We start from the raw sequence: 16,714 nt of genomic DNA, 5'->3' as shown, positions 1-16,714 counted from the left end.
GAATTTTGCAAAATGTTATTCTTTTTACTGAATTTATGTTTAACTTAATTCTATACAGAAAAAATGGAGGAACAACTGTGATCAGAGCAAATACCGATGCCGAATGGCTCCCCCTATATGAAGCACTTGCCAGTGAAGTCCGTCTACAGATCATCCGCCTTGTTGCAGAGACTCCGATGAATGTGAAAGACCTTGCTGCTTCACTGGGTCTAAGTAGTGCTATCGTGACCATGCATGTCCGCAAACTTCAGGATGTGGGCATTATTCAGTCCAAAATGATACGCAAAGACGGCGGCACACATAAAATGAACAGTCTTGCTGTAGACTGGATTGGCATCTCCATGCCGCAGGAAAGCGGGACAGCGCGCAAGCTGCACGAAGTTTCTGTACCTGTGGGACACTACACTCACTTTGACGTCTACCCGACATGTGGTCTGGCTACGTCCAATCATGTTATCGGACAGTATGATGATCCTCGTTATTTTCTCGACCCCGAGCGGATGCATGCGCATATTCTGTGGTTTGGTCGTGGATTTGTGGAGTACAAAATTCCAAACTATATCTTATCCGGACAGCAGATCAATGCCATTGAATTGTCCCTCGAGATCGGGTCAGAAGCCCCTTCGGTTAATCCGAATTGGCCCTCGGATATTACATTCATGCTGAATGGCATCCGATTAGGGGAATGGACAAGCCCTGGGGATTCAGGCAACGGACGTGGCATGTTCACCCCGGAATGGTGGAGTGACAGTGTCAATCAATACGGCATGCTCAAGGTACTCCGAATTACCAATGAGGGTACGTTTATTGATGGACAACATCTATCCGACATTACACTCGCAGATATCCCGGTTGAACGCAACCAATGGACTCTTCGTCTTTCGGTGGAGGAAGATGCTCAACATGTGGGCGGGCTTACCTTATATGGCGAGGGATTCGGTAACTACAACCAGGACATCCTGTTCCGACTGTACTATCACGATTGAGTTTTTCAAAATAATAAATAACACAAAAACACCTCCCACTCGCCTGTCAAAGGCAGAATGGAAGGTGTTTTGTATGCATACGAACATGCGTGGATTATTTAAGAAGGTTCTTGTTCTAACCTACAGCGCACTACCACCAAACAGGAAGCGGTACTCCCAGTGTTTGCCGGAGATATCACTAGTTGTTACACCACCGCCAGCGTTAGAATAGGTGTGTAATACTTTTCCGTCGCCCAGGTAAATCCCTGTGTGAGTAATTGTTGCGGTAGATTTATTCACGCCGGAATACGATGATGCAGAGCTGCCTTTATACGACATGAAATACATCAGATCTCCGCGTTTCAGGTTTTTCCAGTTGGTCTGAACTGTACCCTTGGCTTTTACATAAGCTCCCTGTTTGCGGGAATCCGCTGGAAGCTTGATGCCCAGCGCATCGATGAAAGCCTGACGTACAAAGCTGGAACAGTCAAAAGTCGCTGTGCTGTTACGACTGGCTCCGAACTCATAAGGTGTTCCCAAGTATTTCATTCCCGCTGCAATCACTTTTTCTACAGATGCATTGCCGGTCACCGATGTACCACTATTCGAACCCGATCCGCTTGTGCCGCCACTAATCGCTTGTGTGTATTTGGATGAAGAAGATATGTAGCCTGTCCGGTTAGCAGAATCCTTAATCTTATACCAATCCGAACCGGATTGCTGAAGCACCGTTACCGTTTCCCCTTTAGCAACCAAGCGAACAATCTTCGCAGAAGAAGAAGGTGTTGTGCGTAGGTTTACGCCCCAAATTACTTTTACTTGTGAATTGTCAACAGCAGCTGCCGATACCTGTGCCGTTAGTGCTCCTGTCGTCAGACTTCCCATCAGCATCGTTGCTGTGACACTTGCCGTAATAATCGTTTTCTTCCAGTTCATGATGTCGAGTTCCCCCTGATGTTACAGAATTTTAACCTGGCTTGGTTCTCCCGGGCTTGCCCCATTGTAAACGGGCTATCCATAACGTTCATCAGTCGAAAGTCCTGTATTGATATAGGCACATTTGAGCACTAAGTATCAGGTTCTGTCCATGATCTGCTGGAAAAATTCACTGCTGATCCCTTCTTTTTGAAAGGTTAAATTATTGTAACTATTTGATAGGCTTGATTTTTCCGCGATACAAGAGCTAGGTCGTTTCTCATTCAGGGCATATGCCATATGACCTAGATTTTAATGTTTAAAATCGCAAATATGGTAAACATTACTATGATTCATTTGCCGATTACCGTTGCCCGAATTCACATTTTTGCCTCCAGCCTCAATACGGATCGATTTATCAGCAGTGTCCGTTTGATTATTTCGTATTTCATTTTTGCTTTTCCATAAAAAAAGAAAAGCCAGGGATCTCTCCCCGGCTTAACCTGTATGATGAGTAACATCACTCTACAGCTAGTCGATCAACTCATTTAAGGTTCAATTCCCCATACCTTGGCGCCATCCTGATAAGCTGTCACTTTTGTCCAGGCACTGAAGGCCGTTTGAGTGGAATCAAAGGAATAATCATTCGTTTGATCAAAATTCGTCCAGTTATTTTTCGAGAAACGTCCCTGGATGACTCCAGTCTCGGCACCCGCGGCCAAACTGCCTGCACCCGCTTTGAATCCAATCTCCAGATACGTATCTGCCGTGCCCTTGGCCGGATCTATCGAAACAAAATGCCCTTCCACATTACCACTGCCAACCTGTGCATAATCACACCAGAAACTCAGATCAGCGGCACTATCCTTCGTGAAATAATACCGGACCTTCACTTTGCTCAAGTCGACAGCAGTTGTTCCTGTATTCTTCACATTGAACTGTGGAGTAATCGCATTGCCCGAAGTTCCTGAACTACCATTACGGTATTGTACTTCAAGCGTTCCCGTTGTGACTGGAGGTGCTAATGGGGTCAACACCAATACATTCGAATTCGTCTGACCACTCGTATTCATGGCTACGACTCTGTAATTATAAGCCGTACCATTCACCGCTGTAGCATCGGTATACGTCAGTGCAGTCAAACCAGTTGCCAGATCAGCATATGCTCCGGTGCCTACCGAACGTTGCACCTTATAACTTGCTGCACCAGTTGATGCTGTCCATGTCAGTACCGCCTGGGCATTGCCAGCCGTTCCAGTAAGGTTGAATACACCTGGCACTACGACACCTGCCAATGGTGTTGCAGATGCCTGTGTCGACGGTGCGGACTCACCTACGGCATTCACCGCAGTGATGACATAATAATACGTTGTGCCGTTGGTCAAACCCGTGTCTGTGAATGTCGATCCTGTGACTCCTGTCGCTACAGGCGTATAAGGACCACCGTTCACTGTTGCACGTTTCACAGTATACGAGGCTGCACCAGCAGCTGCGTTCCAATTCAGTACCACTTGCTCGCTTCCTCCAGTTGCTGTTACGCCAGCAGGAGCAGCGGGTACTTCCACTTCCGGACTATCAGAATCTCCGAGGAGACGATCATACTCGCCGTACGCTGTAGCCATATCCACCTGTGACCAGAACCGGTGATACGTAAAGGTAGGTGCACCGTTTTCCCACTGCTTCGTGGTCGGGTTATACGACGTTTTATACAGGTTATCCAGGTAAGCCCATGCCGGATCTTGCTTGATGGCCGGACGCAGATCGGAGTATCCAATGTATACGCCATTGCCGCCTTTCGCCGGATCGGAAGGTACACCTGCTGTACCTGGAATCGTGTTGCCTTGACCAAAGGTTCCTGACCAGTTCGCCGGGATATAGATCTCTTTGGCAAAGAAGCGGAAGTAGTCTTTACGCTCTTCTTCCGTAACGATCCCCACACCATCATTGTAATCCCAAGCTGTATCCAGCAGAGCCTCGGCCAAATCCTTGGCTTCTTGGCCTTCCGCGCTAAGTGTGCCGTTCTCTGCCTGTGTTCCCGCTGCGAAGAAGGTCAGAGCTTTAACGTAACTTCCCAGAACTCCTGTGTCCTGCACTGGATCTTTGGTCGTTACACGGAAGTTCGGATTTTCCGTAAACGAACTGAATCCGTTCCACTTGTCCGGTTGACCCTGCCATTCCTGACCACCCGGAATCCAGAACTCTCCCGGAGCCGGCGTTGTTGCTACCTGAACATTGGTTCCACCCACAATGCGCTGTCCAGCCGCATTCAGATAATAACCTTGCGCATCCGTCACCGGACGCTCACCTACAAATACATAATCCTTACTCCAGTCGATCCACTTCGTGATTACTTTTTTGGCCATCTGGAAGTTCTCAGAGGTCAAATCACCGCTCTCCGCAAGAATATAGTACATCTCGGCTACACGCTCCAGCGGCCATGCCTGGAATCCAAACCAGGTGTTGGAATCCGGGTCACGATACACTGGTGCTTCTTGATAGGCCATGTCATAGAATGTACTTACGCCTGCCGGATAGGCTTTGTATGAACCATCCAGACTGTTCGTTGCTCCCCCGCCGATAGCTCCTTCATGGGATTGTAGCCAAGTGTAGAATTCCAACTGACGTTTCAGCGTAGCATTCCAATCTGCCTTCGCTGTTGCTGATTCCGGAATCAAGCCGCCAGCCGGATCAGACAAGGCATAGGCTGCAACCGGGTTTTGATAAGCCTGATGGGTATGGCTCGCTCCAATGCGCCAAGCCCAATCCCCACCTTGACCCAAGCCACCTCCCCAAGACGTATACCATGCCATGAGATACATGTTGGAATCCTTGCCGGTACCCGGAGTTGGTGTACCGCTCTTTGCACTTCCAATTTTTTGGAAGTATTTATCATACATGCCATAGCGCAGATAGTCCCCCATCTTCTTCGCTTTATCCAGATATTCCGGATTGTTGTATCCCATCTCCTTCGCCCAATACAGCACCTGTACAGCACGTGCATCGGCATCCGTTGCGTTTGTGTAACGCCATTGCGCTGACGGTACCTGATTTTCCTTTGTGAACAAGCTCATGAAGCCTTCGTTTGCCTTACCAAAAGATTTATCATCCTGGGATGGATGCGGAATGGCTTCCCACACAGACTCCTGCTCCCCACGTTGGAACGTATTCACATAGGTAGCCGTATGTGATGGATTCAACAGGTTGCCATATCCATACCAGTTATCCACATCGACCAGCCAGTGCATGAGATAGGTCTGATTGTCACCATAGGTCGCCTTAAGTTCGGCATCAATCGGGTCTTTACCCGCTGCATATTGACCATTAAGTTGCGATGGATATTGATCAGGAAAAGGTTTTTCCGCTGCATACGTAGCAGGGCTGTTTGGGTTGTATGAGCTCATCGTAGGCTGCTCTTCCTTGCCGTCACCTTCGTTGACCGGGATAATGTATTTCTCCATACTGTCCCAAGCTGCTTCCAGTTGGGACCAGTCTCCCGTGTAGTGGCCATACATGGTTTCCAACCACAGCCAGTAACTGTATGCCTCTGACGTTGTCATATGACCATAATCCGGTGCCTCACTGAGCAGGGTCTCAATGGAATGATACGGTAGACCCTCTGGAGAAAAATATCCGTTCGCCGGATCTTTCAACTGATCATACAATTGCAAAAACCGGGCTTCATTAATGCTGTCTGCCTGAATCTCGATGGCCTGATCTGCGGCATGTGCTGTTTGCGGCCCTGCCCAGAGTCCGGTGTATCCGGTCAACATGACGGTTCCCGCCAGCATGGCTGTTAAACTTTTTTTCGCAGCTGATTTCAACATTAGTATATACCTCCCTGGAATAGTGGAAATTGAATATAAACGCTGTTGGTCTGCCCATGCTGATCTTCTTCTGACATTCAGTCAGTTACGGCTCCAAGCCCCATACTTTGGTGTTTCCCTGATACCCAGTTACCTTGTTCCATGCGGCAAAAGCCGTCTTGGAAGCATCATAGGAATAATCATTACTTTGATCGAAATTGCTCCAGTTATTTTTGGAAAAGCGTGCCTGAATCACGCCGGTCTCTGCTCCAGCGGCCAAACTGCCTGCTCCCGACTTGAAGCTAATCTCCAGATACGTATCTGCGGTACCCTTCGCCGGATTCACTACGACAAATGTACCTTCAACATTGGCCGTGCCCATTTCGGCATAATCACACCAGAAAGTCATTTGATCCGCACCATCCTTGGTGAAATAATATCGGATCTTTACGGTACTGAGATCAATCGCTTGTGTTCCGGTATTCTTCACGTTGAACTGCGGAGTCACCGCATTACTTGAATTCCCGGAACCTCCGCTGCGGTACTGCACTTCGAGTGTACCGGTCGTCACCGGAGGTGAAGTAGGTGTCAGTGCCAAGACATTGGACAGTGTCTGTCCGTTCGCATTCACAGCTGCAATCCGGTAATTGTACGTGGTACCATTCAGCGTTGTTGTATCGGTGTAAGTCAACACGGACAAACCGGTTGCCACATCTGCATATGTCCCGCCTGCCACCGAACGTTGTACCTTATAGCTAGTAGCGGCCGAGGCTGCTGTCCAGGTCAGGACCGACTGCGCATTGCCAGCTGTCCCACTTAAAGTCAGTGCTCCCGGCACCGTCGAAGCTACTTGCGGGGTAGCCGACACCTGTACAGAACCCGATGATTCCCCTGCTGAATTCACAGCAGTCACTACATAATAATAAGCCGTCCCGTTGGTCAGCCCCGTGTTTGTGTAGGTCAATCCATTAACCCCTGTCGCAACAGTTGTATATGGTCCTCCACTCACCTCGGAGCGCTTCACCGTATACGATTCAGCCCCGGATACAGCGGCCCAAGTCAGGTTAACCTGACTACTTCCCGCCACAGCCTGCACGCCAGCAGGTGCGCCTGGAACCGTGACTGGTGTAACACCAGGCTCCTGTCCATACACCTTCACCCCTGCATCATAGACTGGAAGGTATATGCTCTTCACAGGAGTGCCTGTGGTCAGCGTCTGGAACGAATGATCATTACTTGCATTCCATGCACCCTGTGGGCCTGTAATGCGGAACTGTACTTCTTTACGATAATTTCCTTCCCCACCTGGATAGATCTTGGTATTACCGAAGTTCGCCGTAATGGCATAGATATGCTGGGCTGCATTCACCACAATTGGTTGGGATATCGTCGCCCCCTCCGTGTAGGAGGTTGTCACTTGAACGTCCGATACAGTACGTCCAGCAGCATACACTTCACTCAAATCCAGGAAATACTTAAAAGAAAGTTGATCTCCCATTCGGGCAGGCCAAGCGGAACGATTATTCAGCTGTGCTCTGATTTCCGTATAATTGGCACCGGATGATTTGATGGCAGCCTCCACAAAGAACTCATCCCCCTTCACCTCAGGTGCAGGGAAGTTGGCAAGGGGCTGATGATTCTGACCAAACAGCAGATTCATCTTTGCCAGTGCGCCGGTAAAACCAGCATTGTAATCGGTTGCGACCTCATTACTCACGTAATCCCCGATATCATCGGTATATCCATCCGATGCATCCGGGCCACCGACCATGGCACCATACAGAATGTGGCGATGGTTAGCCGGGATATCTTCGTTATTCAGCCATGAACCGTGAGCGGTCCGATGATGCGGATGTTGAGGTGCATTTTGCCCATATCCGACCACATAACTGCTCTGACGTGGATTATCGCCCAGAATATAATTCATCTGTGAGACAGCAAAATCCTGATATCTTGACTTTTTCACAGGATCACTGACCCAGTCGGAGTATACAAAAGAAATAAAGGATGCATTCGCTGCATATCGGAGCGAGCCCCACTGATCCAGCCACGCCAGACCCCCTGGCGTATACTTGACTCGTGTCCCATTGACTCCAACCGTCCAATAATCCAGATTGCGCTCAGTCGACTGAATAAATCTCGTCGCCTCCGGCATGTTCAAACTGGACGTAATTCGGGCAAGCAGAATCTGGGCACCATAATTTTTGTTATCCCAGCCCTGTGTCCACGTATAGGGCCAGTTTGCAGAACCACCGCTGGCAGACCACCGATCCGAAGCCGCAATGGCCTTGGACAAGTAAGCGCTATCATTAGTAGCTAAATAAAGCCATGCGCCACCCCATGCCAATTCGTCTTCGTATCCTGACCACGAGTTATAAAACGCTGCAGCATCAGTGATACAATCGGTGTATTTCCCCCGATATGTATCTGCGAAGTTATACAGCTCTTTCGCATGTTGGAGCAGTCTGGCCGAATATGCCGGATCATCATCTGCAAATACAATCGATGACGCTGCCAGCGCTGCAGCCGTTTCTGCCGCCAGATCACTGCCCGGGCAGGAAGCATCGATCTTGAACGAGGGACGACTCATCTGCATGACTTCTGCGGGACCCCACCAGGCATGGTCGGTATTGCCTGCCCCCACTTGTCCCCATAATTCATTTGGTTTCGTATGCGCTTTCATAAAATAGTCGGTCGCCCATCGGATATTATCCTTGATCTCCTCCAGTTGTCCGGCCTGTTCATATCCGTCGCTGTATTCCACGACAGACCAGGCGAGCATCGTTGCGGAAGCAGCCATCGGAAAACCAAACTTCACGTGATCTCCGGCATCATACCATCCTCCGGTCAGATCAACGCCTACATCAGCTCCATCCTGCATGCCTGAATTACCACGCCATTCGACCCGATTACTCGCCGGCAATGGGCCCGAACGCTGTGCTTCATAGAAGTAAATGGCCTTTTGCAGTGCTTCAGCATAGTTTTGATTTCCGGCGGCCGCATCCGCCTTACGAATGCCTGTGCCCATCGATAAACTCCCTGCCAGTAGTCCTGCCGATAACGCGATCATGGCGACTCGTCTCCACCAGCTCCCTTTCATGTTCAACTATTCATCTCCTCTTCATAATGTTCCGTATGCATTACTCTGGACTACGAGTTTATATCGCTCCTCCCCATGGTGTATTTCAGTGTAACTTCCACCATTAATTACCATTATAGTCGTTTGTTTAACTTGCTATATAAGCGTTGGTGACTTCTAAAATAACATTGTTGTGACCTCCTCTTCGTCAAGCGACAAAAAAAGCTGTTTCTCTGACGCATATGCGCGTTAGAGAAACAGCTTCTCGCCCTTGCTTTGATCAACACCACAGATCAAATGGCACTCTGACCATCTCGTCTGTATGTATCTGTACACCTTAGGTATCAGAACATCTCTTTCTTTGGTTACACTTTGAACTTGTTAATTTGCTCCTGCAGTTCTTCGGCCATTTTGGATAATGAACCTGCGGATGATGCGATCTCTTCCATGGAAGCCAACTGCTGTTGAGTTGCGGCAGATACATTATGAACCCCGCCCGCTGCCTCTCCAGCAATGTTGGAGATCTGACTTACATATCCTACAACCTCAGTTGTACTCGCCGACATTTCCTCTGAACCTGCAGATACTTCCTGGATTTCACCCGCTACTTTGTTGACGGCATCCGAGATCTGCTCGAACGCTTGTCCTGCGGCAGTAACCATCTCGATTCCTGCTTCTGTCTCGCTGCTGTTTACTTTGACTGCCTGAACAGCATGATCCGTATCTTTCTGAATCAATTGAACGAGATCTGTAATTCTTTGCGCAGATGTAGAAGATTCCTCAGCCAACTTACGTACTTCTCCCGCAACTACAGCGAAACCACGTCCATGCTCTCCTGCTCGTGCGGCTTCAATGGCTGCATTCAGTGCAAGCAGATTGGTCTGCCGGGCAATGTTGTTGATTACCTCGGTAATGGTACCAATCTCTGCTGAACGTTCCCCCAGCCCTGTAACCAATTCTGTAAGCGAAGCAATGGAATTTCGAACAGAACCCATCTGTTCAACCGCTTGTTGAATAATCATGTTTCCTTCGGAAGATTGATTCGCCGCATCCACAGCAGATACGGACACACTTTGGGCAAGCTCAGCAATCTGCTCCGACCCGAGTGCCATCTCATTCATCGCCTGTGAAGAACGCTTCACAATATCAACTTGATCAGACGTACCTACAGCCAATTCCTCGACCGTTTGGGAGATCTGTTCCGAAGCTTGGGTATTCTGCTCGGCACTTGCAAGAAGTTCTTCCGATGAAGCAGCTACCTGTTCAGAAGTCATCGATACCGATTCAATCATGGAGCGCAAATTGCCACTCATGGTATTAAAGGAAGCTGCCAGCGTTCCCAATTCATCCTTGTTCTTAAGTACAATCGTCTCACCCGTCAGATCACCGTTGGCAATGGCCATGGCTGCTTCATTCATCTTTTTGATTGGACGTGAGATGATGCTTGCAATGAAGAAGGCAATAAATACAGCTGCCAGGAATGCAAAAATCGTCACTGCCAAAATCACATTAAATGTATTCTCAGCCAACTCGACAGAATCATTCGTTGCTGCATCCGATCCTTCATTGCCCAAGGTAATTAACTTGGCAAGGGTGTCGTTTGCTGTATACCACATTGGATAAGCCTCGGTATGAAGTCTGCTTGCTCCCGCATAATCGTTTTTCAGACCCAATTCGATGAATGCAGGCATTTTTGCGAGATAGGCTTCATAATTCGTACTGAAATCCTCATTATACAGCTTAAGTGCTTCTTCATTACTTCCAATGTACGTTTGCAGTTGTGCTCGTTCATCTTCAATCTTGTTGAGAAGTAGCTGCAACGCTTCATTCAGCTTAACCGATTCGTCTTCGTTCTGTTCAACGATGACTGCAAGCGCCAAACGCTCTACATCCGAAACATCGCCGTTCATCATACCCAGCAGGCTTACACTCGGCATCCAGGTCTGATCCACATCATTGGCTTTTCCAGACATATTATGGATCTGTATTAACGCATAAACGCTTACAACAACCAGCAGAGCCACGACGATTAAAAAACCAGTCAGTAACTTGCCTCGAATCGTTAACTTCAATATCCCCAACTTATTCCCCCGCGTGTCTTCCATGTGTCCCACTCCTCAAAATAATACATATTTATAATATATCGTCACCTATCGTCGTGAATTGTAGATGTTAGAATTCAATTTCTATAAATTTCATGTAACTTCGAACATAACACAAAAAAAGTCTCCCATCTTTGGCAGAACCAGAGATAAGAGACTTCTTTATTGAACAAAACTATTACGATTTCGCTCCATATTACGTTCAGACGTTAACGAAAAACACGTCGGTGTATGTTAATGAAAAAGTCGGGAATCGACTTGGTATAATTGCGGGTTGTAATCAAAACCACACTAAGCAGACTTCCGAGAATGAATCCTCCCAGAATATCTCCTGGATAATGCACACCAACATATACACGAGACACCCCTGTCAACACAGCGAGTAATAGCATCCATAACCCGAAGCGACGTCCAATGAAGAATGAAGCAGCCGCGAGAGCAAATACGAAGGAAGCATGTTTACTTGGAAAAGAAGGATCAGGTACATGGGCAACCAGCTGATGCACAGTCCCTTCTACAAAAGGTCTTGGATGACCTACTGCTGGTGATATCCCCCATTTGGCCAGAACTAGCGCTACAATGGAAGCCACACAGGCATAAAAAACAATTCGTTGTTTCGACGGATCGCCGAGAAACCATACGATAACGAGCAGTGCGATCATGACCCAAACCGCATACTCGGATGATGTGATCATAAACCAGTCCAGAAACGGTATTTGGTCTGCATACTGATTAATCCAATTAAATAGTGATTGATTCATAACTGGCTTTTAATACCCCCATTACACAAAACAAGATTAGTTTTTACATAATAAATATACACTAACTATTTGTCAAATAATCCTCACATTGACCGAAGTTACGAAATCAAAGAGGACATTTTACTTTCTTTTTGTTAAACTAGTTTGGGTTACATATCAGTTCAATCATAGAAAGGTGAAGATTATGCTTAAAAAATGGTTATGGGGTACAGCCCTGACCCTGGCACTTGCGATTACAGGTGTCGTTGTATATTACGGATATTCGATTGTTCATTTTGCCAATAGCATCTCCACGGCTTCCGGGACTTCATCCAACTCGTCCTCTTCCGGCACAGACAGCGATTCAGACACACCAACGACAACGATTCCCAGATGGGAGGGTCAGGAACGGGTGAACATTCTGCTCCTTGGTGGAGACTCAAGAGGTGACGATGCAGGACGCTCGGACTCGGTCATGGTCGCTTCCATTGATCCCGTCACCAAGAAAGCCCATCTATTCTCCGTACTGCGAGATACCTATGTAGCCATTCCAGGGCATGGCAAAAGCAGACTTAATGCAGCCTTTTCCTACGGGGGTGCGGAGCTGACCAAACAAACCGTCAGTGATCTGCTCGGTATTCCCATTCAGCATTATGTCTACACAGACTTTACAGGTTTCATGGCACTTGTTGATGCGGTAGGCGGTATTGAGATCGACGTGGAGAAAGACATGTATTACACCAGTAAAGCAGATAAACATATGTACGACATTGACTTAAAAAAAGGATTGCAGCATATGGACGGCAAGACCGCCCTGCAATATGTTCGGTTCCGGCATGATGCCACATCGGATTTCACCCGTACCGAACGGCAGCGGATCTTCATGACCGAGCTGGCCAAGAAAATGCAGAGTACCACGTCGCTCTTCAAAATCCCGGATATCCTGGAAGCCATCGCTCCATACATTGAGACAGACCTTAGTCCAACCCAGATGTTAAAACTCGCATCACTTGGCTTCGATATCCATGTGAACGATATCGTTCAGCAGCAGATTCCACCGAACAAACTACTCACCAATGAACTGGTCGGCTCAGCTCAGGTACTGGGTGTTGATGTAACCAAACTCCAGTCCTACATTCAGAAACTGTTTGAAGAAGATGCCGCGTCCTCAGAGACTCCATCATCAGAGGAACAGAACTAAAACAAGCATGAAATATATCAACAAAAAAGACGGCCAAAGTCGTCTTTTTTTGTACCTATTTTCTCCATTTAATGCAGCCTTAATGTTTAACGGGTACCCTTATATGATGAACTCCGGTTCCTGGAGGGAGGATTACAATGTGAAAAAACCACGAATAGCGGAATGGACCGAACTGCGGGGCATTGCCTTTCTGGCGATTGTCATGCAGCATAGTATCGCTGAGTATATCTATCGCGCCGATATTGAACAACCGGATTCCATTATGCTGACCATGATTTATCATCTGACCCGATTTGGTACGCCAACGTTTGTATTTCTATCAGGTGTAATGTTGTTTTACCATCACCGTAACACTAAACCGGATTATCCTCGCTTCATTCGAAAGCGATTTGGCGATATCTATATGCCGTTTGTCGTATGGACACTGATCTACTGGCTTTCTGTCCGTATCTTCACCCCCGCGTTCTGGCTTACAGGTATACCGGATTTTCGCAGTCTGATTCGTGAACTGTTTGTCCCGCAGACAGGATACCATCTCTGGTTTGTCATTATGGTGTTTCAGTTCTATATTCTGTTCCCCCTGTTCCTGGCGGGAGCGAAAGCCATTCAGAGACGTATCCAGAACGCCAAGCGTTTCACGCCCATGCAAGTCATGATGGGGCTAATTCTCTTTGCAGCAGCACTATATGCTCTGCTTATGCAATGGTCCTACTATAATATGGGGGGCTGGACAGAATCCATGTCCGAGCCTTGGTCAACGTTGCTGCAATATCGCTCCTATTCATGGGTGATGTACTGGTTCTACTTTTTACTGGGTGCCGTATGTGCCTGGTCAGTGGATAGCTGGAGGAGTTGGACCACCAAGGTGCTGCCATGGACGATCTGTCTGTTTATAGGGATGTATATATGGCTTGGTTACGATGTGCTGCGTGGGTCCGGGGATGTTGTTAATCTGAATATCTCCACCTATCTGAAACCAACCACATTCCTGATCATTATGGCTCAGATGTTTATGATGTATGGTTTCCTTGTACTGATGCGAGGCAAAGATACACGGTTTCAGCGCCTGTTATCCTGGATTGGCCGCTATTCATTTGGTGGATATCTGGTTCATGCACTGGTGATCTATGCGATCGCTTATGTAACCAGACCGCTTCAACTCAGTGGATGGCATCTGCCTGTAACGTTGCTATCGTTCCTTGTAACGGTTGTTATCGCTCTTGCAATCAGTTGGGCGCTGTCCAAGCTTCCTGGCTCACGTTTCACCGTAGGGTTAATGCGCAAACCACGTTTAACCCCCAATCCATCAGCTGCTGTGGGCAAAAAAAATTCACCTGAGCGAACTCCGTCACCCGGCCCAACTCGCAGTCCGGGAACGAGTGAGCCGTTTTAAAATAAAGAAGAGCGTCCCCTCACGGAGACGCTCTTCTTTATTTCACTTCACTCGAAGTTGATCGTCCAGGAACAGGTTCCTGGGGACCCGGGGCTGGATGCACGTTGCCCTTCTGATTCACAAATCTCTTCAGATCACCCGTTAATTGTTCCTTCAGCTTGTCCACCAGCTGCGTTTCACTAATGCCTTTTGCCTGAGCAATCTCAGCCAGAGATTTCCCTCCCTGAAGCTGCTCGTGAAGTTGAGCAGGGGTGACTCCAATAAACCGGGCAATTTCGCCCTTATCTACCATGGAACGTTTGCCATGGTGGGCAAACTCGCGCCGCAAATCACGAAGCGGAGTATTGATGACCTTTTTCAACTTGGTATCCATGTCCGCCTTCGTGGCTGCAGCTTGTTCCTTGGTGAGACAACCTTCGTCTACAGCTTGATCCAGACGCTGTGCCAGTGTAGGCTTCAACTTCTGCAATAACTGCTCCTCACTAAGTCCTTTACGCTCTTTCGCAATCTGGGACAACGTCTTGCCAAGTTCCATCTGTTCTTTCAGATCCCGAAGTCCAATGCCAAGCAAGTCTGCCGTCTCACCAATCATGAACAGACCGTGTCCTGCCTGCATGCACGGCTTCGCTGGTTTAGCAGAGGAAGAAGCTTTTGACGCATCTTCATGTTCCTCAACCCGAACCGTTGAATCAGCGAATGCTACATGTCCTGTTGCTGCTGTTATGACTACGGCTGCCAATCCGGCTGCCATCCATGTTTTCCATTTTAATTTCATTTTTCTGCCGCCTTTCCGATGTCGAAATCCTGTGCCTTCCTAGTTTGAGCCTAAAATCCACTTTTTTATGCCATAAAATACAAAAAGTCATCATTTTTCTCACAATTGATCACAAAAAATCCTATTTTTTTCAGTTTATTTCCGCTATACTAAGTGTAACTTCATGATCTATATCAGTTGAACTACATATTATTTACACTGACACTACGCTGACAGAACAACCTTCCAATCGCTGTTATCCCCAGATTTTTTTGATTCCCTTTTTTCAAGGGAAAATACGGGGATAGCATATGCTTCCGAAGTAGCTTTCTTTCAGAAAGCTTTTAGGCGAACGCTTCGCTTTTTCAGGTTTTTTCTGTCCTCTCCGTTATCGTGTAAATGATTATTTCAACTAATATAGTTTAACAGTCCTGGATTACCTTATCGCAGGAAGGACGATATGTAATAATGCGGAAAGATTGGTTAGATCCGTTTAGATCCGATCTGGAGGTCGTGTTTGCTTCAGCGGAAGAACTCGTACGGAAATATCCCGAACCCTTGTCAGGACATGCATTAGAGCAGCTTCGTTCGGTTAATCCGCTGTTACGAGATTCGGGGCACAGCTACATCGGGTACATCATTCCACTTTGGATGCAACACTCAGATAAACTACCCCCAGAGAAAGCACACCAATTAAGTACAGCCTGCCTCATCCATATGTTATATTTTCTGAATCAGGACGACGTGATGGATGAACAACCGGAGAATGCCACATTGAAGTTATCCCTGGGTAATCTATATTACATGGATGCACTTCAATCTTACTCGGTATTATTCAATCTTTCCTCCACGTTCTGGGTCTATTTCAGACAATATGTAGTGGATTGGGCCGTGAGTGTTACGGGTGAGCACTCCATTGATTATTTCCAACAGAATCCCTTGTTGATTGCGCAAAAGGCTGCCCCTCTGCTCATTGGAGCTACTGGTGCACTGCTTCTGCTGAATCAGTCCGACCGGATCATCCCGGTGTGTTCTGCTATCAACATTACACTCATGACACTTCAAATGACCGATGACTTCACAGACACGCAACAAGATGCTGTGCATGCAAACTACAACAGCTACCTCTCCCACATATCCGCAGCACTGAATCACAACTATCCAGTTTATCCTCTAAGCGAACGTATACATGACAATGTATACAATACACAACTCATGAACTCTTACGTAGACATTGCTTATCACTATAATCGTACACTAACATCGTCTAACTTAGGAACATCGCATCTTGAGGCGTTTAATTCTAATTTATGCAGCACTTTAGTACAAGCTGTTCAGGACATTACACAACGGAAGAAACGGCTCCTCCATGGCGGGTTTCATCACTGGATTAGCGAGCAACAGTTGGGATTCTGAACATAAGGATGAAGCTGATTCAGTTTAATTTTAAATATGAAGGGAATGTTGACGATGATGGTATCAGAGAAAACGTTGCATGAGGATATTATTGAAAAGGCTTGGACTGACGAGCACTTCAGACAACAATTGCACTCCAATCCGAAGCAGGCGCTTCGTGAAGCTTTCGGTATCATAATCCCGGAACACATTCAGGTGCGTACCGTTGAGGAGCAGCAGAATGACTATGTTCTTGTCATACCTCCAAATCCTTCCAAAGTAAATTATGATGTGAATTGCGGACCTTGGAGAAGTTAAACCGGGTGAGTTATTGGTAATGTAAGAAATTAGGGGTAGGAACAAAAAA

At 47.3% G+C, this 16,714-nt stretch carries 11 protein-coding genes; 5 read left to right on the top strand and 6 right to left on the bottom strand.

The features are described 5' to 3' along the window. The first annotated feature begins 80 nt into the window (after nt 1-80). A complete protein-coding gene (locus MKY87_RS21710; RefSeq protein WP_047844139.1) occupies nt 81-986 on the top strand; it encodes an ArsR/SmtB family transcription factor in 906 nt (301 codons plus the stop codon). A gap of 120 nt (nt 987-1,106) precedes the next feature. Here the strand turns inward: MKY87_RS21710 and MKY87_RS21705 are convergent, their stop codons facing one another. The 5 genes from MKY87_RS21705 to MKY87_RS21685 form a co-directional block, all read right to left on the bottom strand. Continuing rightward, a complete protein-coding gene (locus MKY87_RS21705) occupies nt 1,107-1,901 on the bottom strand; it encodes a C40 family peptidase (protein ID WP_074093837.1) in 795 nt (264 codons plus the stop codon). A 527-nt stretch (nt 1,902-2,428) separates the two neighbouring features. Then, entirely contained in the window at nt 2,429-5,704 is a 3,276-nt protein-coding gene (locus MKY87_RS21700) for a glycoside hydrolase family 48 protein (protein ID WP_338591712.1), read from the bottom strand. An 85-nt stretch (nt 5,705-5,789) separates the two neighbouring features. Then, a complete protein-coding gene (locus MKY87_RS21695) occupies nt 5,790-8,783 on the bottom strand; it encodes a glycoside hydrolase family 9 protein (protein ID WP_340967519.1) in 2,994 nt (997 codons plus the stop codon). A 344-nt stretch (nt 8,784-9,127) separates the two neighbouring features. Next, a complete protein-coding gene (locus MKY87_RS21690; protein WP_340966151.1) occupies nt 9,128-10,867 on the bottom strand; it encodes a methyl-accepting chemotaxis protein in 1,740 nt (579 codons plus the stop codon). A gap of 206 nt (nt 10,868-11,073) precedes the next feature. Next, entirely contained in the window at nt 11,074-11,625 is a 552-nt protein-coding gene (locus tag MKY87_RS21685; protein WP_340909682.1) for an undecaprenyl-diphosphatase, read from the bottom strand. A 184-nt stretch (nt 11,626-11,809) separates the two neighbouring features. Here MKY87_RS21685 and MKY87_RS21680 point away from each other — a divergent pair, with 184 nt between their 5' ends. Continuing rightward, the gene (locus MKY87_RS21680; protein ID WP_340966149.1) at nt 11,810-12,805 is read left to right on the top strand and encodes an LCP family protein; all 996 of its coding nucleotides are present in this window, start codon (nt 11,810-11,812) and stop codon (nt 12,803-12,805) included. 139 nt (nt 12,806-12,944) lie between these two features. Then, nucleotides 12,945-14,198, top strand: coding sequence for an acyltransferase (locus MKY87_RS21675; RefSeq protein WP_340966147.1), 1,254 nt, complete (start codon nt 12,945-12,947; stop codon nt 14,196-14,198). Between the two features lie 37 nt (nt 14,199-14,235). On the opposite strand, the gene MKY87_RS21670 is transcribed toward MKY87_RS21675, so the two are convergent. Continuing rightward, a complete protein-coding gene (locus tag MKY87_RS21670; RefSeq protein ID WP_340966146.1) occupies nt 14,236-14,973 on the bottom strand; it encodes a hypothetical protein in 738 nt (245 codons plus the stop codon). 447 nt (nt 14,974-15,420) lie between these two features. Here MKY87_RS21670 and MKY87_RS21665 point away from each other — a divergent pair, with 447 nt between their 5' ends. Further along, on the top strand, nt 15,421-16,368 hold the full coding sequence (locus MKY87_RS21665) for a hypothetical protein (RefSeq protein WP_339785842.1): 948 nt from the start codon (nt 15,421-15,423) through the stop codon (nt 16,366-16,368). Nucleotides 16,369-16,413: 45 nt separating this feature from the next. Then, on the top strand, nt 16,414-16,665 hold the full coding sequence (locus tag MKY87_RS21660; RefSeq protein ID WP_340966144.1) for an NHLP leader peptide family RiPP precursor: 252 nt from the start codon (nt 16,414-16,416) through the stop codon (nt 16,663-16,665). Nucleotides 16,666-16,714 lie beyond the last annotated feature (49 nt).

This window comes from Paenibacillus sp. FSL R7-0198 (genome assembly GCF_038000415.1).
Taxonomy (GTDB): Bacteria; Bacillota; Bacilli; order Paenibacillales; family Paenibacillaceae; genus Paenibacillus.
This window is presented reverse-complemented; position numbering and strand designations above follow the sequence as displayed.

Coding starts and splice junctions, on each gene's coding strand:
- MKY87_RS21705 (WP_074093837.1), bottom strand. CDS start 1,901: ATGAACTGGAAGAAAACGATTATTACGGCAAGTGTCACAGCAACGATG.
- MKY87_RS21700 (WP_338591712.1), bottom strand. CDS start 5,704: ATGTTGAAATCAGCTGCGAAAAAAAGTTTAACAGCCATGCTGGCGGGA.
- MKY87_RS21695 (WP_340967519.1), bottom strand. CDS start 8,783: ATGAAAGGGAGCTGGTGGAGACGAGTCGCCATGATCGCGTTATCGGCA.
- MKY87_RS21690 (WP_340966151.1), bottom strand. CDS start 10,867: ATGGAAGACACGCGGGGGAATAAGTTGGGGATATTGAAGTTAACGATT.
- MKY87_RS21685 (WP_340909682.1), bottom strand. CDS start 11,625: ATGAATCAATCACTATTTAATTGGATTAATCAGTATGCAGACCAAATA.
- MKY87_RS21680 (WP_340966149.1), top strand. CDS start 11,810: ATGCTTAAAAAATGGTTATGGGGTACAGCCCTGACCCTGGCACTTGCG.
- MKY87_RS21670 (WP_340966146.1), bottom strand. CDS start 14,973: ATGAAATTAAAATGGAAAACATGGATGGCAGCCGGATTGGCAGCCGTA.
- MKY87_RS21665 (WP_339785842.1), top strand. CDS start 15,421: ATGCGGAAAGATTGGTTAGATCCGTTTAGATCCGATCTGGAGGTCGTG.
- MKY87_RS21660 (WP_340966144.1), top strand. CDS start 16,414: ATGTTGACGATGATGGTATCAGAGAAAACGTTGCATGAGGATATTATT.